The sequence below is a fragment of the Klebsiella sp. 18074 genome (assembly GCF_902705905.1).
Taxonomy (GTDB): domain Bacteria; phylum Pseudomonadota; class Gammaproteobacteria; order Enterobacterales; family Enterobacteriaceae; genus Klebsiella; species Klebsiella terrigena.
In genome coordinates, this window is the sequence record NZ_CACSIS010000009.1 from 13,085 (window position 1) to 38,698 (window position 25,614).

Below are 25,614 nucleotides of genomic sequence, written 5' to 3' on the forward strand. Positions count from 1 at the left end.
TTTGTATCACCTGATTTTAGCCACAGGGCTCTCGCCTTCGCGGCCGCCCGCCGTTTGTTGGAGATCCCCTTTTAAACGTGTGCCTGTTCCCTATTATTGTCTGCGGCTGGCCTTCTGGGGCGAGGTTTTTTATCATAGCGTTTTCCCGCGAATGACACGGCGCCTCCATGCACGAAATATTCACCATGCTGCTCGCAGTTTTTGACCGCGCGGCACTGATGCTGATTTGTCTTTTTTTCCTCATCCGCCTGCGGCTGTTTCGCGAACTGCTGCATAAATCTGCCCATACGCCGAAGGAGCTGCTGGCGGTCACCGCCATCTTCTCCCTGTTTGCCCTGTTTAGTACCTGGTCAGGCGTACCGGTGGAGGGATCGCTGGTCAACGTGCGCATCATCGCGGTGATGTCCGGCGGTATCCTGTTTGGCCCGTGGGTCGGCGCCATCGTTGGCGTCATTGCCGGGGTGCACCGCTACCTGATCGATATCGACGGCGTTACCGCCATCCCCTGCTTTATCACCAGCATCATCGCCGGGCTATTGGCCGGACTGATCGGCCGCAGGGTGCCCAAGGCTCAGCGCTGGAAGGCCGGGATCCTCGCCGGGATGCTCTGCGAAACGCTGACCATGATCCTCGTGGTGCTGTGGGCGCCCTCTTTTTCACTGGGCCTCAATATCGTCTCGAAAATCGGTATCCCGATGATCCTCGGCAGCGTCAGTATCGGTTTTATCGTCCTGCTGGTGCAGAGCGTCGAGGGAGAAAAAGAGGCCAGCGCCGCGCGCCAGGCCAAACTGGCGCTGGATATTGCCAACAAAACGCTGCCGCTGTTTCGCCACGTTAACAGCGAGTCGCTCCGTCAGGTCTGCGACATTATCCGCCGCGATATCAACGCCGATGCGGTAGCGATCACCACCACCGATCGGGTGCTGGCCTACGTTGGCTTTGGCGAGGGCAACTATCACGACCGCGACAACGCCATTAGCCCCACCACTCGCCAGGCGATTGAGAGTGGCAAAATTATTATCAAGAACAACGATGAGGCGTACAGAACCCCTGAAATTCACTCGATGCTGGTGATCCCATTGCGGGAAAAAGGCGTCGTTACCGGGACGCTGAAAATTTACTACTGCCACGCGCACCGCATCACTTCGTCGCTGCAGGAGATGGCGATAGGCCTGTCGCAAATTATCTCCACCCAGCTGGAGGTCTCCCGCGCGGAGCAGCTGCGGGAAATGGCCAACAGGGCCGAGCTGCGCGCGCTGCAGAGTAAAATCAATCCGCACTTTCTCTTCAACGCGCTCAACGCTATCTCATCATCGATTCGCATGAACCCGGATACCGCGCGTCAGCTTATTTTTAATTTATCGCGCTATTTACGCTATAACATTGAATTAAAAGACGACGAGCAGATTGATATTAAAAGGGAGCTGTACCAAATCAAGGACTACATTGCCATTGAACAGGCGCGTTTTGGCGACAAGCTCACCGTTATCTATGATATCGATGATGAAGTCAGCTGCGTCATTCCCAGCCTGCTGATCCAGCCGCTGGTAGAAAATGCCATTGTTCACGGGATCCAGCCCTGCAAGGGAAAAGGCGTGGTCACGATTGGCATCAACGAGTGTGGGAACCGGGTTCGGATTAGCGTCCGTGATACCGGCAACGGCATCGATCCGGCCGTCGTCGCCCGGGTGGAAGCCGATGAAATGCCGGGGAATAAAATCGGCCTGCTCAACGTTCACCATCGGGTCAAACTGCTGTACGGCGAAGGGCTGCATATCCGGCGCATGACCCCGGGTACGGAGATCACCTTCTACGTACCCAACCGCAACGCCCCTCAGTCTACGCCGGTGTCGCTGCTGCCATGAGCGGAGAAAAAATGAAAGTCATCATCGTTGAGGACGAGTTCCCGGCGCAACAGGAGCTGACCTGGCTGATTAACACCCACAGCCAGATGGAGATTGTCGGTACCTTTGACGACGGGCTGGACGTACTGAAGTTTCTCCAGCACAACAGGGTTGATGCCATTTTTCTCGACATCAACATCCCCTCGCTGGACGGCGTTCTGCTGGCGCAGAACATCAGCCAGTTTGCCCATAAGCCGTTTATTGTGTTTATCACCGCCTGGAAAGAGCACGCCGTAGAGGCATTTGAGCTTGAGGCGTTCGATTACATCCTCAAGCCCTATCAGGAATCACGGATTATCAACATGCTGCAGAAGCTAAGCAGCGCCTGGCAACAGCAGCTTCCGGCGGCCAGCGCCAGCGCGGCGCCGAACCCGCAGCGGGAAAACGACACCATCAATCTGATCAAAGATGAGCGGATTATCGTCACCAGCATTCACGATATTTACTACGCGGAAGCGCATGAAAAAATGACGTTTGTCTATACCCGGCGGGAGTCGTTCGTAATGCCGATGAACATTACGGAGTTTTGCGCCAAACTGCCACCGGCGCACTTCTTCCGCTGCCACCGCTCCTACTGCGTCAACCTGAACAAAATTCGCGAAATTGAGCCGTGGTTTAATAACACCTACGTTCTGCGGCTGCGGGATCTTGAGTTTCAGGTGCCGGTGAGCCGCAGCAAGGTCAAAGAGTTCCGCCAGCTGATGCACCTGTAGCCGGCGCGTTTCCGGGCCCTCGGGCCCGGAGTCGGGGTTTAGAGGATTTGACCGAGCGTCTGGCGCAAATGCGCGCCGGAGCCCAGTAGCCCCGGATTGTCGTGGACAATCAGGTACACCGGAATATCCTGCACGAAAGCTTTAAAGCGTCCCTTATCTTCAAAACCGCCGCGGAAGCCGGACGCCTTAAAGAATTCGAGGAAGCGCGGCACGATACCGCCCGCAATATACACGCCGCCAAAGGTCGCCAGCGTCAGCGCCAGGTTGCCGCCAAAACGGCCCATGATCACGCAGAACAGCGACAGCGCGCGGCGGCAGTCGATGCAGGAGTCGGCAAGCGCGCGTTCAGTCACGTCTTTCGGCTGCAGATTTTCCGGTAAACGACCGTCAGATTTCACTATCGCGCGATAGAGGTATACCAGACCCGGGCCTGAGAGCACGCGTTCGGCGGAAACGTGTCCCAGCTCGGCGCGCAGCTCTTGCAGAATAATTCCTTCTTCTTCGCTGTTCGGCGCGAAGTCGACGTGGCCGCCCTCGCCCGGCAGGCTGACCCAGCGTTTATCAACGTGGACCAGATGCGCCACACCGAGGCCGGTTCCCGCGCCATAGACGGCGATAGGTTTCCCCTCCACCGGCGCCGTGCCGCCAAACTGAATCAGGTGCTCAGCTTTTAGCATCGGAATCGCCATCGATACCGCCGTGAAATCGTTGATGATTTCCAGATGCGCAAACCCGAGGTTGCTTTTCATTTCGGCAATGGAAAACGCCCAGGTATGGTTGGTCATCGCCACCCAGTCGCCGGTGATCGGGCAGGCGATAGCAATGCAGCCATCCTCGACGTCGACGCTGTGCTCGTCGAGATAGACGCGAACAACGGCTTCGAGACTGGGATAATCGAGCCCGGAATAGGTTTTTGCGCGGGAGATCTCCCCGTTCGCCATATCACATAATGCCAGTCGGGCATTGGTTCCGCCGACATCCCCTACTAAAGCAAATTTTGTCATTCCGTTACGGCTCCACTAAAGTCAAAATGATTCTTTTGGCACACTGTAAATTCATGATGCCTTAACAACAACGACCAACGTATAAGCGCCCACAGTTTAGCGACCTATATCACATTTAGGCTGTAATCTGTGCAAAATGGTTTATCCCGCGCCGCCGCGATCGTCAGGCATAGCCTTAAGTTTATCGTTTCAGCACCATTTGCATCGACGCTCTCCTGGCGCGAAGGCAAAGTAGTGCTCCGCAACCTGCAAAAGGAAATTTTCATGCTGCATCCGCGCGCCAGAACAATGCTGTTGCTATCGGTCCCGGCGGTTATCATCGGGATTGCGTCCAGCCTGGTATTGATTGTGACGATGAAGGTTGCGAGCGTCCTGCAGAATATCCTCTGGAGCGTTTTGCCGCTAAGCCTCGGCCTTAACGCCGGCGGGCATCTCTGGACCATTGCCATTCTGACGCTCACCGGTATTGCCGTCGGTCTGGTTATCCGCTTTAGCCCAGGCCACGCCGGGCCCGATCCGGCGGCTGAATCGCTGGTCGGCGCGCCGGTCAGCACCAGCGCCCTGCCAGGGCTGATTGCCGCGCTCATTTTAGGCCTCGCGGGCGGCGTCAGCCTTGGGCCAGAACACCCCATCATGGTGGTCAATATCGCCCTGGCGGTGGCCATCGGTTCGCGCCTGTTTCCGCGCGTCAGCTCGCTTGACTGGACGATCCTCGCCGCCTCCGGGACTATCGGCGCCCTGTTTGGCACGCCGGTTGCCGCCGCGCTGATCTTTTCGCAAACCCTTAACGGCAGCAACGACGTCCCGCTGTGGGACCGCCTTTTTGCCCCGCTGCTGGCGGCGGCCGCCGGCGCCCTGACAACCAGCCTGTTCTTCAACCCTCATTTCTCGCTACCTATCCCGCACTATCCCCAGATGCGGCTGGTGGATATCTTTAGCGGCGCGGTGGTCGCGCTTATCGCGATTGCCGTTGGCATGGTCGCGGTCTGGTGTTTACCGCGCCTGCATACGCTGATGCACCGCCTGAAAAGCCCCGTTTTAACGCTCGGGATCGGCGGTTTGCTGCTAGGCGTTCTCGCAACCGTCGGCGGGCATATCACCCTGTTTAAAGGGCTGGATGAGATGCAGCAGATGGTTTTCAGCCAGACCCTGACCGGCGGCGACTTTATGCTGATTGCGCTGGTGAAGCTGGCGGCGCTGGTGCTCGCGGCCGCCAGCGGCTTTCGCGGTGGGCGGATTTTCCCGGCGGTATTTGTCGGCGTGGCGCTGGGCCTGATGCTGCACGCGCACGTTGACGCCGTCCCGGCGGCGATTACGGTCTCCTGTGCGATTCTCGGAATGACGCTGGTGGTCACCCGTGACGGCTGGCTGAGCCTGTTTATGGCCGCCGTCGTGGTGCCGGACACCACCCTGCTGCCGCTGCTGTGCATGGTGATGCTCCCGGCCTGGCTACTGCTGGCCGGGAAGCCGCTGATGATAGCCAAAAAACGTCCCGACTAGACGCGGCTGTTGCGCTCCTCAAGGGCCTGGGTCACCGCCCGCAAAAAGTCGGGGATATCCATTTTGGGCAGCATCACCTCGACCAGCGTCAGCCGGTCGGAGGTCAGGCTGTCGTTCATCGCCTCCTTCAGCTCCGCGGTGCGCGTCACGCGCCAGCAGCGCGAAGGGACGTCGGGGGCAAACGCCTCCGGCAGGCGGTTCCAGTCCCAGAGGGCGATATCGTTATAGCGCTGCTCCGGCCCGTGGATCGCCCGCTCAACCGTGTAGCCTTCGTTGTTAAGCAACAGAATGAGCGGCCGCTGTTTGTCGCGCAGCATCGAGCCCATTTCCTGGATCGTGAGCTGTGCTGCGCCATCGCCAATAATCAATACCACCCTTCGGTCCGGCGCAGCGGTCTGCGCGCCGTAGGCCGCCGGCAGCGTAAAACCTATCGATCCCCACAGGGGCTGAACCAGCAGCGTCGCATCCGAGGGGAGCCTCAGCGCCGCGACGCCGAATGCCGCTGTTCCCTGATCGGCGAGAATAATATCCCCCGGCCGCAGCTGCTCCTGCACGGTGCTCCAGAAGCTTTTCTGCGTCAGCGCGCCGCCCGCAGCGCCGCCAACCTCCGGCAGCGAGACCGGCGGCAGCGTCCACTCAGCCGCCAGGCTGGCGGAGAGCCCGATCAGGACCGCCAGCGCCTGATCCATCGGGATCCGACTAAACCAGCGCTCCCCTACCCTGACGGCGAACGGCTGGATCTCAATGGTGCGCTCGGGCGGTAAATGCTGGGTAAATCCGGCGGTAATGGTGTCGGTAAAGCGCGTGCCTACGCAGATGATGGTATCGGCGTTTTCAATGGTCTCGCGGGTTTGGGGCGCGCTGGCAATGCCGCTGTAGGTTCCAACAAAACCGGGGTTCTGCTCGTCAAAGAGCCCCTTGCCCATCAGCATGGTGGCGTGAGCAATCGGCGTTTTTTCGACCCAGGTTCTTAGCGTTTCCTGTAGGCCATAGCGCTGGGCGAGAAAATCCGCCAGCAGCGATACCCGCCGGCTGCCGCGCAGCAGCTGTCCCGCATACTCCTGAAAGCCAGCCAGCTGATTCTCGTCCGCCGGCGGCCCCTTAATCACCAGACGACGCGCGGGCGGCGTGGCGCTGGCCCTTGCGACGTCGGCAGGCAGCATTAAATAGCCGGGGCGATGGTGGGCCAGCATTTCGCTGAGGACGCGATCGATTTCATGGCAGGCGTTGCCCGCCGTCAGGGTGGCCTGAGTGCAGGTAATCTGCTCGCTCATCCGCGCAAAATGCGTAAAATCGCCATCCCCCAGGGTGTGGTGCAACAGTTCCCCCCGCTGCTGGGCGCCGCTGCAGGGAGCACCAACGATATGCAGAACCGGGACGTGTTCGGCATAGCTGCCCGCCACGCCGTTAAGAGCGCTCAGCTCGCCAACGCCGTAGGTCGTCAGCAGCGCGCCGGCGCCCTTAATACGCGCATAGCCGTCGGCCGCATAGGCGGCGTTCAGTTCGTTCGCGCAGCCGACCCATCCCAGCGCCTCATGCGCAATCACACGATCGAGGAACTGCAGATTGTAATCTCCCGGTACGCCAAACAAGCGGTCTATGCCGCAATCTACAAGGCGATCCAGCAGATAATCGCCAATCGTGTAAGTCGGTTGCATAGCCATACTCCTCATCCCGTGCAGGTAATTTGAGTATTGAATAAGCGATCGAACTGTCCAGATTGTGTCGAATATATGAGGTGGAAAGCAAAATTTACGACTTTGGGGTGTGTACTCCGGGCTGAACATTCTTTAGTGTAAACGTATACACAAGCTGTTTTATCTGCGGAGGAAGTATGGTTTACCAGGCAAATGCGACGCGATATCAGACAATGGAGTTCCGCCGATGCGGCCAGAGCGGGCTAAAGCTGCCGGCAGTTTCTCTCGGCCTTTGGCATAACTTTGGTGACGAAACGCGGGTAGAAACCAGCCGCCAGCTGCTGCGTCACGCCTTCGATCTCGGCATTACGCACTTCGATCTGGCCAATAACTACGGGCCGCCGCCGGGTTCCGCTGAGAGCAATTTCGGCCGCATCCTGCGGGAGGATTTTTTACCTTATCGCGATGAGCTGATTATCTCCAGCAAGGCCGGTTACACCATGTGGGACGGGCCTTACGGCGACTGGGGTTCGCGCAAGTATCTGATTGCCAGCCTCGATCAGAGCCTGAAACGGATGGGGCTGGAATACGTCGATATCTTCTATCATCACCGCCCCGATCCCGAGACTCCGCTGCTGGAAACGATGCGCGCGCTTGACCATATCGTGCGTCAGGGTAAAGCGCTTTACGTCGGGCTATCCAACTACCCTCTCGCCCAGGCGACGGAGGCGGTGAGCATTCTCAACGATCTCGGCACGCCGTGCATTATTCATCAGCCAAAATACTCCATGTTAGAGCGCTGGGTTGAAGACGGTCTGCTGGATTTTCTGCAGGCCGAGGGGGTCGGAAGCATTGCGTTTTCACCGCTGGCCGGCGGCCAGCTTACCGACCGCTATTTACACGGTATCCCGGCTGATTCCCGGGCCGCCAGCGGCAGCCGCTTCCTGCAGGCGGATCAGCTGACGGCAGAAAAACTGGAGAAAGTCCGCCAGCTGGACGCCCTGGCGCAGGCGCGCGGACAGAAGCTATCGCAGATGGCGCTGGCCTGGGTGCTTCGCGGTGAAAAAGTGACCTCGGTGCTGATCGGAGCCAGCAAAACGGCCCAACTTGACGATGCCGTCGGGATGCTCGCCAACCGCCACTTCAGCCCTGATGAGTGCGCGAAAATAGACGCGATTCTGGCGGCGTAAACAAAAAGTTACTTTAGCAAAAAAGTCATTTTAGCAAAAAGTGCTCTTATCCGCGATTTAGGAGTTCATCCAATGCTGCGGGGCTTCACTGCCTCGTAATATCACGTTAACAAGCCGCAAGGCTCGATCGTGAAGGAGAAGAGTATGTTCAGGTCACTGATACTGGCTGCCGTACTGCTGGCCTCAGCGCCATTAGTTGCTAACGCTGGTGAAATCACCCTGCTGCCATCTGTAAAATTACAAATAGGCGATCGCGACAATTACGGTAATTACTGGGACGGTGGCGGCTGGCGCGACCGTGATTACTGGCGTCGTAACTACGAATGGCGCGATAACCGCTGGCGGCATCATGACAACGGCCGTCACCGCGGCTGGGATAAGCGCAAAGCTTATGAACGCGGCTACCGTGAGGGCTGGAACGATCGCGACGACCGTCGCGGCGGCTGGGGGCGTGGACCCGGAGGTCGCGGACACGGTCACGGTCATCACTAAATGTCCTGCAATCAGTTAAATCAAACGGGGGGGCCTTGCGGCTCCCCCGTTTATTATCCGCTTATAATCCTAGCACCGTCCCCACCAGCAGCCAGCCGTTCAGCGCAACCACAATCGCCACGATGACCCAGCCGGTTCGCTTAATCCATACCGTATTCACCAGATCGCCCATCAGCTTCGGGTTACTGGTAAAAATCAGCAGCGGCACCAGCGCCAGCGCAATACCAAAGCTCAGCAGCACCTGACTCATCACCAAGATACGGGTCGGATCGAGCCCCATCATGATGACGATAAACGACGGCAGCATGGTAATCGCCCGGCGAAACCACAGCGGGATATGAAAGCGAATAAACCCCTGCATCACCACCTGGCCCGCCAGGGTACCTACCACCGTCGACGACAGCCCGGCAGCCACCAGGCTGAAGCCAAATATGGTTGCCGCGGCGTGGCTCAGCAGCGGCTCCAGCGTCAGGTAGGCGGCATCAAGATCGGCGACGCCGGTATGACCGTTAAAGTGAAACGCGGCGGCAGCGGTGGCCATCATCGCCAGGTTAACAAAGCCGGCGATGGTCATGGCAATCGCTACATCCCAGCGGGTGGCGTTATAGCGCTCTTTGCGCGTGCCGTCATGCAGATTCTGGGTCAGCGACGAGTGCAGATAGATGACGTGAGGCATAATGGTGGCCCCCAGCACCCCGGCCGCCAGGAACACCGCTTCTCCGTTAGGCAGGCTCGGGATAATCATCCCTTTCGCCAGCGGCGCCAGCGCCGGCTGGGAGAATATCAGCTCAACGATATAGGCGCCGGCAACAAACAGCAGCAGCCCGCCAATGACCTTCTCCAGCGGCTTTTGCCCGCGACGCTGTAGCATCAAAATCAAAAACGTGGCGATACCGGTCAGCACGGCGCCCTGCAGTAAAGAGACGCCAAGCAGCAGCTTAAAGCCGATCGCCGCGCCAATAAACTCGGCAAGGTCCGTCGCCATGGCGATAATTTCCGCCTGCACCCAATAGAACCACACCACCGGGCGCGGATAATGGTCGCGGATCTGCTCCGCGAGATTTTTACCCGTCGCAATTCCCAGCTTTGCCGACAGCACCTGAATCAGCATCGCCATCAGGTTTGCCCATACCACCACCCACAGCAACTGGTAGCCGAAGCTGGCGCCCGCCTGGATATTGGTCGCAAAGTTACCGGGATCGATATACCCGATGGCAGCAATAAAGGCAGGCCCCATCAAAGCGAGCTTCATCTTGCGCGCTGCGCGACCGCTGCTATTCTCAACGCGACTGCTTGTCATTTTCTGCCTCAGAAATATAGCCTTTGCTATGTTTAATGCTACCAAAATGCGAATGATTATCAAGTTCATTTGTAACGGCGATAATTATTGCTTTGATAGGGGGGAACGATAGCGGCTAATAACGAAAAGGTGGCATCGATGGAAGTCCATCGCGCCTGGTCATCAGATTAGTACAATCTAAGCAACTTTTAAAACCTTTACGCAACATAACAAAAATGTATGTTCGATCACTATTTTGGTGATTAGTCACAGTTCCTTGCAATAGTGTGGATTTGATCTCGTTTTCTTTGAGCTTGTTACATAGAATGTGCACAGAAATTTAACCTGCCTCATATTTGGAGCAAATATGGACCGCGTCCTGCACTTTATTCTCGCGATCGTCGTGGTGGCTATTTTGGCCCTTTTGGTCAGCCACAACCGTAAGCAGATTCGTATTCGTTATGTTATTCAATTGCTTGTCATTGAAGTCCTGCTGGCATGGTTCTTCCTGAACTCCGATATCGGTCTGGGTTTCGTGAAAGGATTCTCCGAGATGTTCGAAAAACTTCTCGGCTTTGCTAACGAAGGGACCAACTTCGTCTTCGGCAATATGAACGATAAAGGCCTCGCCTTCTTCTTCCTCAAGGTTCTGTGCCCCATCGTCTTCATCTCTGCGCTGATCGGTATTTTGCAGCATATCCGCATCCTGCCTATCGTCATTCGCGCGATCGGTACCGTGCTGTCCAAAATTAACGGCATGGGTAAGCTGGAATCATTCAACGCCGTCAGCTCGCTGATTCTGGGCCAGTCGGAAAACTTTATCGCGTATAAAGATATCCTCGGCAAAATGTCGCGTAACCGCATGTACACCATGGCGGCGACCGCGATGTCCACCGTTTCCATGTCCATCGTCGGCGCGTACATGACCATGCTGCAGCCGAAGTACGTCGTGGCGGCGCTGGTTCTTAACATGTTCAGCACCTTTATCGTACTGTCGCTGATTAACCCGTACCGCGTTGATGAAAGCGAAGAAAATCTGCAGATGTCGAACCTGCATGAAGGTCAGAGCTTCTTTGAAATGCTGGGTGAGTACATCCTGGCAGGCTTTAAAGTGGCGATTATCGTTGCGGCGATGCTGATTGGTTTCATCGCGTTAATCTCTGCGCTGAACGCCCTGTTCGCGACCGTTACCGGCTGGTTCGGTTACAGCATCTCCTTCCAGGGTATCCTCGGCTACATCTTCTACCCGGTAGCATGGGTGATGGGCGTACCGGCAGGTGAAGCGCTGCAGGTCGGCAGTATCATGGCGACTAAACTGGTTTCAAACGAATTCGTTGCGATGATGGATCTGCAGAAAATTGCCAGCACGCTCTCTCCGCGTGCGGAAGGCATTATCTCCATCTTCCTGGTCTCCTTCGCCAACTTCTCCTCAATCGGGATTATTGCCGGGGCGATTAAAGGCCTGAACGAAGAGCAGGGTAACGTTGTTTCCCGCTTTGGCCTGAAGCTGGTTTACGGCTCGACCCTGGTGAGCGTGCTCTCAGCGTCTATCGCCGCGCTGGTACTGTAATTTCTTAAGGTTGTGCAAAAGCCGGGCGTGTCCCGGCTTTTTTACGCCCGTAGTTCCTCGAGCGGCCGCGGCTTGCCGATCAGGTAGCCCTGCAAATAGTCAACGCCTAGCGCCAGCAGCTGCGCCCTCTGCGCCTCCGTTTCCACGTACTCCGCCACAACCGTCAGGTTTTTCACTCTCGCCATCTCGATGATGGATTTGATAATGATCGCATCCAGAGGGTCGGTCTCCACGTCGCGCACGAAGCAGCCGTCAATCTTCACGATATCCGCCTGGAGCCGCTTCAGGCGCTCATAGTTCGCATAACCGGTACCAAAGTCATCGATAGCAATGGCGCAGCCAAAATCCCGCAGCTGCTGGATGTTGTGCAGGCTGGTTTGCTCATCGCAGAAGGCCTGCTCTTCGGTAATTTCGAGGGTGATCGCTTCGGCCTGGAGGTTATAGCGTCTGAACAACGCAATAATCTGCGCCGCGCTGTCGCGCTGCATCAGAGTGTAGGGCAGCAGATTAACGGAGAAGTGCTGGCCCGGATGACGGTGCAGGGTGCTGAACAACGTTTCCAGTACCAGCATGTCGAAACGCTGGCTCAGGTTGAACTGCACGATGAGCGGAATAAAGCGGTCCGGCGTAATGACGGTTTCTCCGCACTGCATCCGCGTAAGCACTTCGTAATAGCCCTCCCCCGTCGCGTTCTGGATCGGCTGGGCATACAGCACGAGATCGCGTTTGCTGAGCGCCTGCTTCACCCGGGTTAGCATACGTACCTGCTCGCTGGTCTGATCGGAAACCTGCCCCTGCGTCGCGTCCAGCGCCAGCACCCTCTGCCTCGCGCCGGCCTGCTCCGAAAGCCAGCTCAGCTGGCCCAGCATCGGATGAAGCTCGGCCTCGACGCCATGATGCCGGCCCCACGATGCGCCAAACTCCAGATCCAGCGTCTGGTTATTCCAGCTAAATTTATTGTGGTTGAGTATCGCCACGATGTGGCCTAGCCGCGCCTCGGGTTCCGGCCCGCACAGCACCAGCAGCAGCTCGCTGCCGGGTAGCTGAAATATTTTATCTCCCGCCCCCAGCAGCGGCTGCACCTTACCGGCTACCTGCCGCTTGCAGTGCACGTGCATCATCATGCCGTAATGGCGGCTGAGGAAGTCCAGATTATCAATTCGTAGGCTGCTGATGGCGACCTGAGGATTGCGGCGTAAATGGCACTCCAGCGCACGCAGATTAGGTAATCCGGTCAGCGGGTCCTCCTGCGCCTGATCCCGCCATCTGAGCTTGATTCGTTCGTTCTGAGCGTAAATATCCAGCATATAAAACAAGCAGATGGTGAATGAGATGAGTACCGAGAGCACGAATGATAAGGCGTATTCGGTCTTTACGCCCTGCAAGAAATTTTGATTATAGGCAACCAGCAAGAATGCTGAAACGGACCATGAAATACGGATTAGCACATGGCCCAACCGGCTAATACCAATAAAATAGAGAATAAAAATAAGCGGGACTAAATAACCTGCAATAAAAACAGAGTTATAAGGTGCACAAAGTACCACTAATATTGCTGCGAGCGCCATAAACCAGTACAGCGTAAATACCCGACGCTCGCGGGTAAGCCACGGTTGACAATGACGAAGCCAGAATATGCGGGCAAAACGCGGACTGATAATCATCCGCAACGGATAATAAAAGAAGGTGGTAAAAATTAACGCTGCACAAATCAAACTCTGAATATCAATAATGGTATAAATTGCCGGCATATCTTTGAAATAACTCGATATAACCAAAGGGAAAGAAAAAAACACCCCCGCCAGATACATGGTGACTTTCATTAATATGGTGGCAAAAAAACCGCCCCAAAAGATTCTGATGCCCATCCGCTTTGTGGTTAACCCACTGCGCCACGTCTTACCGAGCAGCATGCGGACAACGGCGCACGACGCCAGCACCGAGAATAGCTGACAGAATAATAAAATTGCCGCCTGCAGCATCGTCAGAGGGACTATCCAGGCGTTAGTGATAGCAAAGGCGATAATCAACGGAGCGACCGCAAAGCGGCCAAATATAAAGATGACCGCGTACATCATACTTAGCGGTAGCCAGGCGAGGAAAATTTGATTGCCGTCAATCAATGCCTGAGGTGAAATAAACCTGGCTAATGGAATCGTAATTAAACAAACGATCAGCGCGAGTAAAGATCTTCTGATATTAATGTTAAATTTACCTGTCATTATTGTTAATTAAAGGTCCCGCGCCGGAATTATACTTAATATATAAATACTATGTTGGTTAATTATGGCAGGCAAGGTAATAAGCCAGGGAAAATTCTTAAATTACACTTCATTCTACTAGCAGGAGATTTTCTGACGTAAGCACAAAGTGCTTTACATTAGCGAAGGAGAAAACAAAAAACCCCCGCCGTAGCGAGGGTTTCGAATTTGGTGGAGCTAAGCGGGATCGAACCGCTGACCTCTTGCATGCCATGCAAGCGCTCTCCCAGCTGAGCTATAGCCCCAACAGTACGTTTTACAACCAAACCTGATGGGAACAGGATTTGGTGGAGCTAAGCGGGATCGAACCGCTGACCTCTTGCATGCCATGCAAGCGCTCTCCCAGCTGAGCTATAGCCCCGTAACATAAAACGTGTCGTGTTGACGGGCGGCATAATATGAATTCCTTCGTCAGGTGTCAACGGCAAAATCACCCCTCTGAATTTGATCGCTGAAAAAGCAGGCAAATAGCTGACATTGCGAAGCTTATCGCAGGGAGAAGTTAAACATGTCACTCTTTCATCTAAAAGGATGCTATAACATGAACAACTAATTCCCACATTTTTACTCAGGAAATAGTATGCTCAAGGAACGAATGACACCTGAAGAAATCGCCCATCTCACCGGCTTCAGCCGGCAGACAATCAATAAATGGGTACGCAAAGAAGGATGGCAAACATCCCCCCGCCCCGGTGTGCAGGGAGGCAAAGCCCGCCTCGTACACGTCAACGAGCAGGTGCGCGATTTTATTCGCAGCGCACAGCGCGTGGCTGAAACGCCTCCCTCTTACGCCAGCGTAGAAAACGACCTTGAACCGCTGCTGCTTACGCTGAGCAAAGAGATGACCCCCGGCGAACAGAAAAAGCTGATGTCGCTTTTGCTGCGTGAAGGTATCACCGGTTTACTCCAGCGCCTGGACATTCGCGACCAGTAACATGATGATGAAATTAAAAGATAAGATGACCCCGGCAGAGCTTGCGGAATGTCTCGGCCTTGCCAGACAAACGATTAACCGCTGGGTCAGAGAGCAAAAGTGGCGTACGGAGACCATTCCCGGCGTCAAAGGTGGGCGCGCGCGTCTCATCGTTATCGACAGGCCGGTTCTTGATTTTCTGACAAATATTCCCGCGCTGCGGCACCTGATTGCCGATTATCAGCTGGCAGAACCGCCTGGCCACTACTTTATTAACGATGCCGGAGCTATCTGGCGACAAATTGCCGAGACGCTTCATCTCATGACGCCAGAAGAACAGCAGCATTTGCGGGACTTTCTTGCAAGAGAGGGCATCAGCGGATTTTTATCGCGTCTGGGAATTAACGGCGAGCGGTCAAAAGAATAAAAAAACGGCAGGAGTGCCTGCCGTTATGCGTAGCTTATGATGCTCAGGCCTGCTGGCTTTCGCGTTCAGCAATAAACGCCAGCGCTTTATTGATGCGTTCTACGCTGCGGGATTTACCAATCGCATGAACGGTCACGTCGAGGGCCGGAGATTGTCCAGCACCGGTTACCGCAACGCGCAGCGGCATCCCAACTTTCCCCATCCCAACTTCCAGCTCATCCGCCGTCGCCTGAATAGCGTGGTGAACGTTTTCTGCCGTCCAGTCGGTCACCGCAGCCAGCTTATCGCGTACGACTTCCAGCGGCTGACGCGCAACAGGGCGCAGGTGTTTTTTCGCCGCGTCGGCATCAAACTCGTCAAACTCTTCATAGAAGTAACGGCAGCTCGCCGCCATCTCTTTCAGCGTTTTGCAACGCTCGCCGAGCAGCTTCACCAGCTCAGCCAGCTGCGGGCCGTTACGGGTATCGATATTTTCCTGCTCAATATGCCACTGCAGATGCGTTGCCACATACTCCGGCGCCAGGGAGTTAATGTAGTGGTGGTTCAGCCACTGCAGCTTCTCGGTGTTAAACGCGCTGGCGGATTTGCTGACCGCGCCGAGGGAGAAGAGCTTAATCATCTCTTCACGGGTGAAGATCTCCTGATCGCCGCTGGACCAGCCCAGGCGTACCAGGTAGTTCAGCAGCGCTTCAGGCAGGTAGCCATCGTCGCGGTACTGCATCACGCTCACCGCACCATGGCGCTTAGAGAGCTTTTTACCGTCATCGCCGTTGATCATCGAAACGTGCGCATAGACCGGCACCGGCGCGTTCAATGCTTTAAGGATATTGATCTGACGCGGGGTATTGTTGATATGGTCTTCACCACGGATCACGTGCGTGATCTCCATATCCCAGTCATCCACGACAACGCAGAAGTTATAGGTCGGAGAACCGTCGGTACGGCGAATGATCAGATCGTCCAGCTCCTGGTTACTGAACTCAATCGGTCCGCGGATCTGATCGTCAAAAATAACGGAACCGTCCTGCGGGTTGGCAAAACGCACCACGCACGGTTCGTTGTCCGCATGATGCTCGTGACCATGGCGGCAGCGACCGTCGTAGCGAGGTTTCTCGCCGTTTGCCATCTGCTCTTCACGCAGCGCGTCGAGGCGCTCTTTAGAGCAGTAGCATTTATAGGCCGTGCCCGCTTCCAGCATTTCATCAATAACGGCGTTGTAGCGGTCAAAACGTTTAGTCTGGAAATACGGACCTTCGTCCCACTCCAGATTCAGCCAGTTCATCCCATCCATAATGGCTTCGATTGCTTCCGGCGTGGAGCGTTCGAGATCGGTGTCTTCAATACGCAGTACAAACTCACCGTTGTTGTTGCGGGCAAAAAGCCAGGAGTAGAGAGCAGTACGCGCGCCGCCAACGTGCAGATAGCCTGTCGGGCTGGGCGCGAAGCGAGTTTTGATTTTCATGAAATGGCCTTACGTTTAATAAAGATGCCGACAACCGGCAGAGTCTGTTGGTATTTATGGGTGAATATTCTAACACCGTAGGCTGATTCCTCAATGTAGTTCCCGTCTGAACGTCACGCTTTGCCATTTTTGTTTATAAATCATGCGCCGCGGATGCTTTCGCGATCGTTTTGTTTAATTTTACGACGAACAAACAAATTATTTAGAAAAGGCGTTGACTCATTTTCAACTCTCCCTATAATGCGACTCCACACAGCGGGGGTGATTAGCTCAGCTGGGAGAGCACCTCCCTTACAAGGAGGGGGTCGGCGGTTCGAACCCGTCATCACCCACCAACTACTTTACGTAGTCTCCGCCGTGTAGCAAGAAATTGAGAAGTGGGTGATTAGCTCAGCTGGGAGAGCACCTCCCTTACAAGGAGGGGGTCGGCGGTTCGATCCCGTCATCACCCACCACTTTCTCACCAGCTGGATTTCTTGCAATAAAATGAAGTACCGAAGTGGGTGATTAGCTCAGCTGGGAGAGCACCTCCCTTACAAGGAGGGGGTCGGCGGTTCGATCCCGTCATCACCCACCACTTCGGGTCGTTAGCTCAGTTGGTAGAGCAGTTGACTTTTAATCAATTGGTCGCAGGTTCGAATCCTGCACGACCCACCATATTTAGAAAAAAGCGCCTTTTGGCGCTTTTTTCGTTTCTGCGCACCGTACTTAACCGTGCAGGATGAGAACCTGCTGCAGGTTCGACAAAATCGCCGGGAGCGATTTTGCATCGCCACCTGTGGCGACCCACAGGGCGAGTCTCAGGATGAGACGAGTGATATCCTGCACGACCCACCATATTTAGAAAAAAGCGCCTTTTGGCGCTTTTTTCGTTTCTGCGCACCGTACTTAACCGTGCAGGATGAGAACCTGCTGCAGGTTCGACAAAATCGCCGGGAGCGATTTTGCATCGCCACCTGTGGCGACCCGCAGGGCGAGTCTCAGGATGAGACGAGTGATATCCTGCACGACCCACCATATTTAGAAAAAAGCGCCTTTTGGCGCTTTTTTCGTTTCTGAACGCCACGCCCGCTCCTGGAGACTCACGCCTCACCGCTGATACAGCGGATCCTCAGTTCTGCCCGCAGTCAGCGTATTCCCCTCTTCACGCACCACCTCCCACAGCGCCTGGGCGGCGGTTGAAAGCGAGCGTTTCTTACGCTGCGCCAGCATCAGCTGACGCTCAACGACCGGCGTTAGCCGCTTGACCCGCAAATGGCTGCCCTGAGGCAGCGGTAGCGCCAGCGCCGGTAGTATGCTGATACCAATTCCTGACTCCACCATCGGAAACAGCGTCGCCGGATGCCCAATCTCCTGCACAATATTGGCGTCAATACCAAAGCGCGCCAGCGCGGCGTCAATCAGCGGCCGGCTGCCGGAGGCGTAGTCCTGCAATACCAGCCGCTGGTGCTGAAGATCCTGCCAGCTCACCGATGTCCTTTCGGCAAAAGGATGATCCTCCCGACATAAAAGCAAAAACGGCTCAGACAGGACCGTCTCACACTGCAAATCCGTCGCGACGCCGGGATCGATAACAATGCCAAAATCCACCTCTCCCTGGCGAATGCTCTCCAGAACCCACTGCTGAGGGCGATCGTGCAGCACAAAATCAATCTCCGGGTAACGCCGATTACTGTGGGCAATGCACTGAGGGATGAGGTGAGCGGAAATCGTCTGGCTGGCAGCAACCCGCACGGTTCCCGTCAGCTGCTGACCCACGCGTCCGGCATCGCGCAGCGTACTATTCAGCTCGTCCAGCAGCCGCTCAAGCCGACCCGCCAGCTGATGCCCCGCCTCCGTCAGCACCACCTCTCGGGTGGTTCTGTCGAGCAGTCGCACACCGGTCTGATGCTCCAGCTCCTTGACGCTATGGCTCACCGCCGACTGGCTGAGCCCAATCATCTCCCCTGCCCGACTGAAGCTTCTCGCCCTGGCGACGGTGACAAATACCTTTAACTGACGCAGTGAATAATTCATCTTTTTTATTCATGAATAGATGCAATAAATCAATTTTATTTCTCAAACTAAAAAAAGCACAATAGCGAAATCGATTTTCAGGAGCGATTATGAAATTTTTCCGCATTCTTGACCCATTTACCCTTACCCTCGTTACCGTCGTCCTGCTGGCCTCCTTTTTCCCGGCGCGCGGCGAATTTGTCCCCTTCTTTGAGCACCTCACCACCGCGGCCATTGCCCTGCTGTTCTTTATGCACGGCGCAAAGCTCTCCCGCGAGGCGATTATCTCCGGCGGCGGCCACTGGCGTTTGCATCTGTGGGTGATGTGCAGCACTTTTATCGTCTTCCCCGTTTTGGGGGTGCTGTTTGCGTGGTGGGCGCCGATAAACGTCGATCCAGCGCTCTATACCGGCTTTATTTATCTCTGCATTCTGCCCGCGACCGTGCAGTCAGCGATCGCCTTCACTTCACTGGCTGGCGGAAACGTAGCGGCGGCCGTATGTTCAGCCTCGGCATCGAGCCTGCTGGGAATTTTCATTTCACCGCTGCTGGTCGGGCTACTGATGAATCTGCACGGCGCCGGCGGCAGCCTGGAGCAGGTCGGCAAGATTATGCTGCAGCTTCTGCTGCCGTTCGTCCTCGGTCATCTGTCCCGTCCGTGGATTGGCGCATGGGTGGCGCGGCATAAAAAATGGATTTCAAAAACCGATCAGACCTCTATCCTGCTGGTCGTCTACTCGGCGTTTAGTGAGGCGGTGGTGAACGGTATCTGGCATAAAGTCGGCCTTGGCTCGCTGCTTTTCATCGTCGTCGTCAGCATCGTGCTGCTGGCCATCGTTATCGCCATTAACATCTTTGTTGCGCGCAAATGCGGCTTCAATAAAGCGGATGAAATTACCATTGTCTTCTGCGGATCGAAAAAGAGCCTGGCAAACGGGATCCCGATGGCCAATATTCTCTTTCCAACCTCGATTCTGGGGATCATGGTGCTGCCGCTGATGATTTTCCATCAGATCCAGCTGATGGTGTGCGCCGTGCTGGCACGACGCTATAAACGACAGGCGGAAGAGCGGCTGGCGCGTGAAAATGCCAGCGCGCCAGAGGCTTAACGCGGCTGCCTGAAGGGCTGAACCAGCTGGGTCAGCCCTTCGGTTTTAATCAATAAGGTTAACGCCATCAGCTCACCAAGATGCCCGGCGGGAAACTGCTCCTTACGGGCAAACCACAGCAAATACTCTTCAGGCACGTCAATCAAACGACGACCTTTATATTTGCCAAACGGCATTTCCGTATTGGCAATCTCGATAAGCCGTTCCTTATCCACGTTAATCTCCCAACAGCCGCAGCATTTCGGCCTCATCGATCACCGCAATACCCAGCTCCTGCGCTTTAGCCAGCTTCGACCCCGCCGCTTCCCCGGCAATCACCAGATCGGTTTTCTTTGATACGCTGCCCGCCACTTTCGCCCCCAGCGCCACCAGCCGCGCTTTGGCATCATCACGGGACAGCAGGCTCAGGCTGCCGGTCAGGACCACGGTTTTGCCGGCAAACGGGCTATCGATCTCTTCGGCATTCACCACCACCGGCGCGGGCCAGCGGACGCCCTCCGCGCGCAGCTGGGCGATAACCTCACGGTTGCTCTCTTCAGCAAAGAAATTACGCACGTGGGTAGCCACCACAATGCCGACGTCCGGCACCTTCTGCAGATCGTCAATGGATGCCTGCTCGAGCGCCTCAATCGTCGCAAAATGCGCCGCCAGCCCCGCGGCCGTTGCTTCGCCGACCTCACGAATGCCAAGCGCGTACAGGAAGCGGGCAAAGGTCGTCTCTTTCGATTTTTCCAGCGAATTGACCACGTTTTGCGCCGACTTTGGCCCCATGCGATCAAGGCCGGTGAGCTTACCCGGGCTTAAGCGGAACAGGTCGGCCGGCGTGTGCACGTACTCTTTCTCAACCAGCTGGTCGATGATCTTGTCGCCCATGCCCTCAACGTCTAACGCGCGACGGGAAACGAAGTGCTTTAAGGCCTCTTTACGCTGCGCGCCGCAAATTAATCCGCCGGTACAGCGCGTCACCACTTCGCCTTCCACGCGCTCAACGTCTGAATGACATACCGGGCAGTGGGTCGGGAAGAGGATTTCACGCGTATCTTCCGGACGTTCGGAGAGCACGACGTTAACCACCTGAGGAATAACGTCCCCGGCGCGGCGGATCACCACCTTATCGCCGATTCGCAGACCCAGGCGTTCAATTTCATCGGCGTTGTGCAGCGTGGCGTTACTCACCAGCACGCCAGCAACCTGAACCGGCTCGAGGCGCGCCACCGGCGTGATTGCTCCGGTACGGCCAACCTGGAACTCCACGTCGCGCACGAAGGTCATCTGCTCCTGAGCGGGGAACTTAAAGGCGACGGCCCAGCGCGGGGCGCGGGCGACAAAGCCGAGCTGCTCCTGAAGCGCCAGAGAATCCACTTTGATGACCACGCCGTCGATATCAAAACCTAACGTCGGGCGGTCCTCCTCAACCTTACGATAGTAAGTAAGTACTTCCTCTGGAGTGCGGCAGAGCGTTACGCGCTCGCTAACCGGCAATCCCCAGGCCTTAAACTGCTGCAGACGCCCGGAGTGACTCGCCGGCAGCTCGCCACCTTCCAGCGCACCCACGCCGTAGCAAAAGAAAGTAAGCGGTCGCTTCGCTGTGATCCGCGGGTCGAGCTGGCGCAGGGAACCTGCGGCCGCATTGCGCGGGTTAGCAAAGACCTTGCCGCCGCTGCGACGCGCCTCGTCGTTAATTTTTTCAAACCCGGCCTGCGGCAGGAACACCTCGCCGCGCACTTCCAGGCGCGCAGGAATATTGTCACCGCGCAGCTTCAGCGGGATCGCGCGAATCGTCCGCACATTAGAGGTAATATCCTCGCCGGTAGTGCCATCGCCGCGCGTTGCCGCCTGCACCAGCACGCCGTTTTCGTACAAAATACTCACCGCCAGTCCGTCCAGCTTCAGCTCGCAGCAGTAGACCAGATCGTCGCTGCTTTTCAGCCGGTCCTGAACGCGCTTGTTAAACGCGAGGAAGCTCTCTTCGTCAAAGACGTTATCCAGCGAAAGCATCGGTACTTCATGGCGAATCTGGCTAAAGGAGGCCAGCGGAGCCGCGCCCACGCGCTGAGTCGGCGAGTCGGAGACGATGAGTTCGGGATGCTCGGCTTCCAGCTCGCGCAGTTCGCGCATCAGCCGGTCATATTCCGCATCGGAAACTTCAGGGGTATCCATAACGTGGTACAGATATTCATGATGGCGAAGCGTGGTTCGCAGTTCAGTCAGTTTTTGTTCGATCGGTTCCATATCGCACCATCAATGATAAAAAACCCCCGACGGGCGGGGGTTCAGGATTGGGAGACGAAACGCAGGTCAGTGAATCAGGCGTTAGACTCTTTCACTTCACGAATACGGTCTTGATATTCACGCATTTTCTGCGGAGTCATCATCCGACGCTGATCGTCTAACACCACGCCACCGACTTCGTCAGCGATGTACTGTGCAGACTGCAGCATCAGCTTAAAGTTTTGCAGCTCGTCGCCGAAGGACGGCACCTGCATAAAGATAGTGACCCCAGGCGTCGTCATATCCGCCATGCTGTCCGGGTTAAAGGTACCGGGTTTCACCATATTCGCGAGGCTGAACAGGACCTGGCCGCTGCCGTCTGGGCTGAGATGACGATGGAAGATATTCATATCGCCAAATTTGAAGCCCGCCTGCTGGATGCTGTTGATCAACACTTCACCGTTGATCTGCGAGCCCTGATGCGCTGACACGTTCATCACGATGACCGTCTCTTTACGCTCTTTTGGCTGAGGGGCTGCCGGCGCGGGTTCCGCAATCGCCGGTTCAGGCGCTGGCTGAGTCGGTGCGGCGGCGGCTGGCTGGACCGGAGCAGGCTGCGGTGCGCTCTGTGCTACCGGCTGCTGAGGCGCCTGCGCTACGGGCTGATGCTGCACTGGCTGCTGCGGCGTTACCGGCTGATGCTGAGGCGCGCTGGTTTGCGGCTGCGGGGCCTGCGGCTGTTGATGGGCAGGCTGCGGCTGGCGAACGGGTTCTTCCGCACGCACGGGCGGCTGCGCCTGACGTTCGTAAGGCGGCTGATACTGGTGTTGCGGCGTCTGACGAGGTGCCTCTTGCTCCCCATTGTGACCATTTGGGGCGTGATTAACCCGATGAACGCGAACTTCACCTACGCCTTCAACATCGTCATCGAAGCCATCGCTTTCAGACTCTTCGTCATCGCGAGACTTCATACGTTTTAGTGGGCGATCGCGAAACATCGAGGAACGTTCTTTACGGCTGGTCCAGAAACCGTGTACCAGTAAAGCGATTATGGCGATCGCGCCAACAATGATTAATATCAGACGCAAATCCTGCATCATTATATTCTCTGTTGTTCTAACACCTTGCCACCACGGCAAACATTTACTTACTAAGAGTATTTGTCGATTACGCCGAGTGCAAGTGGGTCTACCGCTTTCACTACATAAAGATGAACTAAATCGTGCTTTTTGCTGCTTTTTCGAACATTTCCTAACTGGTTATTGTCTGGCAACCCGATAAAATAAGCGGGCATTCAGCCTGAATGCCAAAAAAGGAGCATCGCCTGACCATGGTTTCAACATCCCCCACTTCCCCGCGTAGCGGCGTTTACTATTTTTCGCAGGGCTGGAAACTGATCGGGCTGCCGGGGATTCGTCGTTTCGTATTTCTGCCTTTATTAGTCAATATTATCCTGATGGGCGGTGCCTTTTGGTGGCTGTTCACGCGCCTTGATAGCTGGATCCCCTCGCTGATGAGCCACGTGCCGGAATGGCTGAGCTGGCTCAACTATCTGCTGTGGCCGGTCATGGTCATCTCGATTCTGCTGGTCTTCGGCTACTTTTTCTCTACCATTGCCAACTGGATTGCCGCCCCGTTTAGCGGCCTGCTGGCGGAGCAACTGGAGGCGCGCCTAACCGGCGCCACGCCTCCCGACGTCGGCGTATTCGGCATCATGAAAGATGTTCCGCGCATCATGAAGCGTGAGTGGCAAAAGTTTTCCTGGTATCTGCCGCGCGCCATCATCCTGCTGATCCTGTACTTCATTCCAGGCATCGGCCAGACCGTGGCGCCGGTGCTGTGGTTCCTGTTCAGCGCGTGGATGCTGGCCATTCAGTACTGCGACTACCCGTTTGATAACCACAAGGTACCGTTTAAAACCATGCGTGAGGCGCTGCGTACGCGCAAAGTCACCAACATGCAGTTTGGCGCGCTGACCAGCCTGTTCACCATGATCCCGATCCTCAACCTCGTTATCCTGCCGGTGGCTATTTGCGGCGCAACGGCAATGTGGGTCGACTGCTATCGCCATAAACATGCGATGTGGAAATAGGCCCTGACGGATGAGCCAGGCCTATGGATGGGCCAAAAATCGCGACTTCGCGGCCCCTCATTTTCAGCGCTACCGGGCGATGGCTTATGCCGCGCCTTATTCCTTCTGGCTTGCCATTATTTCCCTTACGAATATAGATATGCTAAATCCTTACTTCCGCATATTCTTTAAGCGGGTATGCTGAAGCCGTACTCCCAAATTTCATACAGTTAAGGACGGGCCATGAGTAAGATTTTTGAAGATAACTCCCTGACTATCGGTCATACGCCGCTAGTCCGACTGAACCGAATCGGTAACGGACGCATCCTGGCAAAGGTTGAATCTCGCAACCCGAGCTTTAGCGTTAAATGCCGTATCGGTGCCAATATGATTTGGGATGCTGAAAAACGCGGAGTATTGAAAGCGGGCGTTGAGCTGGTAGAACCGACCAGCGGCAACACCGGTATCGCCCTCGCCTACGTCGCCGCAGCCCGCGGCTACAAGCTGACGCTGACCATGCCGGAAACCATGAGCATCGAACGCCGTAAGCTGCTGAAAGCGCTGGGAGCCAACCTGGTGCTGACCGAAGGCGCGAAAGGCATGAAAGGGGCGATTCAAAAAGCCGAAGAAATCGTTGCCAGCAACCCGGAAAAATATTTGCTGCTACAGCAGTTCAGCAATCCGGCAAACCCGGAAATCCATGAAAAGACCACCGGCCCGGAAATCTGGGAAGATACCGATGGTCAGGTTGACGTCTTTATCTCCGGCGTCGGCACCGGCGGTACGCTGACCGGCGTAAGTCGCTACATTAAAGGCACCAAGGGCAAAAAAGATCTGATTACCGTTGCGGTCGAGCCGACCGATTCACCGGTAATCGCTCAGGCGCTGGCAGGTCAGGAGCTCAAGCCAGGCCCGCACAAAATTCAGGGGATCGGCGCCGGCTTTATTCCAGGCAACCTCGATCTGAAGCTGGTCGATAAAGTCGTGGCTATCACCAACGAAGAGGCTATTTCGACCGCCCGTCGCCTGATGGATGAAGAAGGTATCCTCGCCGGTATCTCCTCCGGTGCTGCCGTCGCCGCCGCGCTTAAGCTGCAGGAAGATGAGGCCTTTACCAATAAGAATATAGTGGTTATCCTACCATCTTCTGGTGAGCGTTATTTAAGCACAGCCCTGTTCGCCGATCTCTTCACCGAGAAAGAACTGCAACAGTGATGCCAGCTTGTAAGTATCGTGTAAAAAAGCACCTTTTTAGGTGCTTTTTTGTGGCATACGTCAAAGTTTTACCCCTCCTGGCATTGATTCACCGCGTAGGGTCTGGTATTTAACCAGCACATTTATTTTGATGCGCGAAATTATTCAGAATTGGATTTCCATAAGCTGAATCGATTTTATGATTTGGTTCAAGTCTTCCTTTCGCGGCATAATGTTTAATGACGTGCCAGACGTCAACGGCCAGATGGTCCTCACAGCGGTTCACCGCTGCCGACACCTTAGCCAGACACGTAACGCCGGCGCTAACAATACAGGCTAAAGCCTGGCCGTTAGGCTAGACTTTAGGTCCACAACACTAAACCTATAAGTTGGGGAAATATAATGTTCCAGCAAGAAGTTACCATTACCGCTCCGAACGGTCTGCACACCCGCCCTGCTGCTCAGTTTGTTAAAGAAGCTAAAGGCTTTACTTCTGAGATCACTGTTACCTCCAACGGCAAAAGCGCCAGCGCCAAAAGCCTGTTCAAACTGCAAACTCTGGGTCTGACTCAGGGTACCGTCGTCACCATCTCCGCTGAAGGCGAAGATGAGCAGAAAGCAGTTGAGCATCTGGTAAAACTGATGGCTGAACTCGAATAAGTTCACGGGTTCTTTTTAATAT

The 25,614-nt window shown here is 55.6% G+C and carries 21 protein-coding genes, 6 tRNA genes and 2 other RNA genes; 18 read left to right on the plus strand and 11 right to left on the minus strand.

Annotation, left to right across the window (positions count from 1 at the left end; genetic code table 11):
• The first annotated feature begins 185 nt into the window (after positions 1-185).
• Together GVK32_RS10740 and GVK32_RS10745 are read left to right on the plus strand one after the other, a co-directional pair.
• On the plus strand, positions 186-1,865 hold the full coding sequence (locus GVK32_RS10740) for a sensor histidine kinase (protein ID WP_200842866.1): 1,680 nt from the start codon (positions 186-188) through the stop codon (positions 1,863-1,865).
• A gap of 11 nt (positions 1,866-1,876) precedes the next feature.
• Positions 1,877-2,617, plus strand: a complete 741-nt coding sequence (locus GVK32_RS10745; protein ID WP_159867754.1) for a LytTR family DNA-binding domain-containing protein — start codon at positions 1,877-1,879, stop codon at positions 2,615-2,617.
• 38 nt (positions 2,618-2,655) lie between these two features.
• Here GVK32_RS10745 and glk read toward each other — a convergent pair whose 3' ends face one another.
• Positions 2,656-3,621, minus strand: a complete 966-nt coding sequence (gene glk, locus GVK32_RS10750; RefSeq protein WP_159867757.1) for a glucokinase — start codon at positions 3,619-3,621, stop codon at positions 2,656-2,658.
• A 264-nt stretch (positions 3,622-3,885) separates the two neighbouring features.
• Here glk and GVK32_RS10755 point away from each other — a divergent pair, with 264 nt between their 5' ends.
• The gene (locus GVK32_RS10755; RefSeq protein ID WP_159867760.1) at positions 3,886-5,121 is read left to right on the plus strand and encodes an ion channel protein; all 1,236 of its coding nucleotides are present in this window, start codon (positions 3,886-3,888) and stop codon (positions 5,119-5,121) included.
• Here the strand turns inward: GVK32_RS10755 and GVK32_RS10760 are convergent.
• Entirely contained in the window at positions 5,118-6,779 is a 1,662-nt protein-coding gene (locus GVK32_RS10760) for an alpha-keto acid decarboxylase family protein (protein WP_159867763.1), read from the minus strand. The two genes, GVK32_RS10755 and GVK32_RS10760, sit on opposite strands and share 4 nt — an antisense overlap.
• Before the next feature lie 176 nt (positions 6,780-6,955).
• Here GVK32_RS10760 and mgrA point away from each other — a divergent pair, with 176 nt between their 5' ends.
• Together mgrA and GVK32_RS10770 are read left to right on the plus strand one after the other, a co-directional pair.
• Positions 6,956-7,948 (plus strand): L-glyceraldehyde 3-phosphate reductase, encoded by a 993-nt coding sequence (gene mgrA / locus GVK32_RS10765; protein ID WP_148251406.1) that lies wholly within the window; start codon positions 6,956-6,958, stop codon positions 7,946-7,948.
• Positions 7,949-8,092: 144 nt separating this feature from the next.
• On the plus strand, positions 8,093-8,440 hold the full coding sequence (locus GVK32_RS10770; RefSeq protein ID WP_045856170.1) for a DUF2502 domain-containing protein: 348 nt from the start codon (positions 8,093-8,095) through the stop codon (positions 8,438-8,440).
• A gap of 61 nt (positions 8,441-8,501) precedes the next feature.
• Here the strand turns inward: GVK32_RS10770 and GVK32_RS10775 are convergent, their stop codons facing one another.
• Positions 8,502-9,740 carry an Nramp family divalent metal transporter gene (locus tag GVK32_RS10775; RefSeq protein ID WP_159867766.1) on the minus strand — a complete coding sequence of 413 codons (1,239 nt, stop codon included), beginning with the start codon at positions 9,738-9,740 and terminating at the stop codon, positions 8,502-8,504.
• Between the two features lie 346 nt (positions 9,741-10,086).
• On the opposite strand from GVK32_RS10775, the gene GVK32_RS10780 reads away from it, so the two are divergent.
• Positions 10,087-11,289, plus strand: coding sequence for a NupC/NupG family nucleoside CNT transporter (locus GVK32_RS10780; protein WP_041146639.1), 1,203 nt, complete (start codon positions 10,087-10,089; stop codon positions 11,287-11,289).
• Between the two features lie 41 nt (positions 11,290-11,330).
• On the opposite strand, the gene GVK32_RS10785 is transcribed toward GVK32_RS10780, so the two are convergent.
• The 3 genes from GVK32_RS10785 to GVK32_RS10795 all read right to left on the minus strand — a co-directional run bounded on the left by GVK32_RS10785 (position 11,331) and on the right by GVK32_RS10795 (position 13,911).
• Positions 11,331-13,511 (minus strand): EAL domain-containing protein, encoded by a 2,181-nt coding sequence (locus tag GVK32_RS10785; RefSeq protein WP_159867769.1) that lies wholly within the window; start codon positions 13,509-13,511, stop codon positions 11,331-11,333.
• Between the two features lie 208 nt (positions 13,512-13,719).
• Positions 13,720-13,795: transfer RNA gene (locus GVK32_RS10790), tRNA-Ala, on the minus strand.
• 40 nt (positions 13,796-13,835) lie between these two features.
• A tRNA-Ala gene (locus GVK32_RS10795) sits at positions 13,836-13,911 on the minus strand.
• 219 nt (positions 13,912-14,130) lie between these two features.
• Between GVK32_RS10795 and GVK32_RS10800 the strand changes: the two genes are divergently transcribed.
• Entirely contained in the window at positions 14,131-14,484 is a 354-nt protein-coding gene (locus GVK32_RS10800; protein WP_041146641.1) for a YfeC-like transcriptional regulator, read from the plus strand.
• A 4-nt stretch (positions 14,485-14,488) separates the two neighbouring features.
• Positions 14,489-14,890 (plus strand): YfeC-like transcriptional regulator, encoded by a 402-nt coding sequence (locus GVK32_RS10805; protein WP_159868031.1) that lies wholly within the window; start codon positions 14,489-14,491, stop codon positions 14,888-14,890.
• Positions 14,891-14,933: 43 nt separating this feature from the next.
• Here GVK32_RS10805 and gltX read toward each other — a convergent pair whose 3' ends face one another.
• Entirely contained in the window at positions 14,934-16,352 is a 1,419-nt protein-coding gene (gltX, locus tag GVK32_RS10810; protein WP_041146642.1) for a glutamate--tRNA ligase, read from the minus strand.
• A gap of 259 nt (positions 16,353-16,611) precedes the next feature.
• Here gltX and GVK32_RS10815 point away from each other — a divergent pair.
• The 6 genes from GVK32_RS10815 to GVK32_RS10840 all read left to right on the plus strand — a co-directional run bounded on the left by GVK32_RS10815 (position 16,612) and on the right by GVK32_RS10840 (position 17,369).
• Positions 16,612-16,687 (plus strand) — tRNA-Val (locus GVK32_RS10815).
• Positions 16,688-16,731: 44 nt separating this feature from the next.
• Positions 16,732-16,807 (plus strand) — tRNA-Val (locus GVK32_RS10820).
• A 46-nt stretch (positions 16,808-16,853) separates the two neighbouring features.
• Positions 16,854-16,929 (plus strand) — tRNA-Val (locus GVK32_RS10825).
• Positions 16,930-16,933: 4 nt separating this feature from the next.
• Positions 16,934-17,009 (plus strand) — tRNA-Lys (locus tag GVK32_RS10830).
• A 43-nt stretch (positions 17,010-17,052) separates the two neighbouring features.
• Positions 17,053-17,189, plus strand: a non-coding RNA gene (locus GVK32_RS10835) — RtT sRNA.
• Between the two features lie 43 nt (positions 17,190-17,232).
• Positions 17,233-17,369, plus strand: a non-coding RNA gene (locus GVK32_RS10840) — RtT sRNA.
• 72 nt (positions 17,370-17,441) lie between these two features.
• Here GVK32_RS10840 and GVK32_RS10845 read toward each other — a convergent pair.
• Positions 17,442-18,368: a LysR family transcriptional regulator gene (locus GVK32_RS10845; RefSeq protein WP_159867772.1), complete on the minus strand. Its 927-nt coding sequence runs from the start codon at positions 18,366-18,368 to the stop codon at positions 17,442-17,444.
• 89 nt (positions 18,369-18,457) lie between these two features.
• On the opposite strand from GVK32_RS10845, the gene GVK32_RS10850 reads away from it, so the two are divergent.
• Positions 18,458-19,456, plus strand: a complete 999-nt coding sequence (locus GVK32_RS10850; protein ID WP_159867775.1) for a bile acid:sodium symporter family protein — start codon at positions 18,458-18,460, stop codon at positions 19,454-19,456.
• Here the strand turns inward: GVK32_RS10850 and GVK32_RS10855 are convergent.
• The 3 genes from GVK32_RS10855 to zipA all read right to left on the minus strand — a co-directional run bounded on the left by GVK32_RS10855 (position 19,453) and on the right by zipA (position 22,767).
• Entirely contained in the window at positions 19,453-19,671 is a 219-nt protein-coding gene (locus GVK32_RS10855; RefSeq protein WP_159867778.1) for a DUF3820 family protein, read from the minus strand. The genes GVK32_RS10850 and GVK32_RS10855 overlap by 4 nt on opposite strands.
• Position 19,672: 1 nt before the next feature.
• Positions 19,673-21,688, minus strand: a complete 2,016-nt coding sequence (gene ligA, locus GVK32_RS10860) for an NAD-dependent DNA ligase LigA (RefSeq protein ID WP_159867781.1) — start codon at positions 21,686-21,688, stop codon at positions 19,673-19,675.
• Between the two features lie 74 nt (positions 21,689-21,762).
• Positions 21,763-22,767, minus strand: a complete 1,005-nt coding sequence (gene zipA / locus GVK32_RS10865) for a cell division protein ZipA (protein ID WP_200842864.1) — start codon at positions 22,765-22,767, stop codon at positions 21,763-21,765.
• A gap of 230 nt (positions 22,768-22,997) precedes the next feature.
• Here zipA and cysZ point away from each other — a divergent pair, with 230 nt between their 5' ends.
• From cysZ to ptsH, 3 genes are all read left to right on the plus strand, one after another.
• Positions 22,998-23,759, plus strand: coding sequence for a sulfate transporter CysZ (gene cysZ / locus GVK32_RS10870; protein WP_159867784.1), 762 nt, complete (start codon positions 22,998-23,000; stop codon positions 23,757-23,759).
• Positions 23,760-23,981: 222 nt separating this feature from the next.
• On the plus strand, positions 23,982-24,953 hold the full coding sequence (gene cysK / locus GVK32_RS10875; RefSeq protein WP_041146648.1) for a cysteine synthase A: 972 nt from the start codon (positions 23,982-23,984) through the stop codon (positions 24,951-24,953).
• 381 nt (positions 24,954-25,334) lie between these two features.
• Positions 25,335-25,592 carry a phosphocarrier protein Hpr gene (ptsH, locus tag GVK32_RS10880; protein WP_000487600.1) on the plus strand — a complete coding sequence of 86 codons (258 nt, stop codon included), beginning with the start codon at positions 25,335-25,337 and terminating at the stop codon, positions 25,590-25,592.
• Positions 25,593-25,614: the final 22 nt, after the last annotated feature.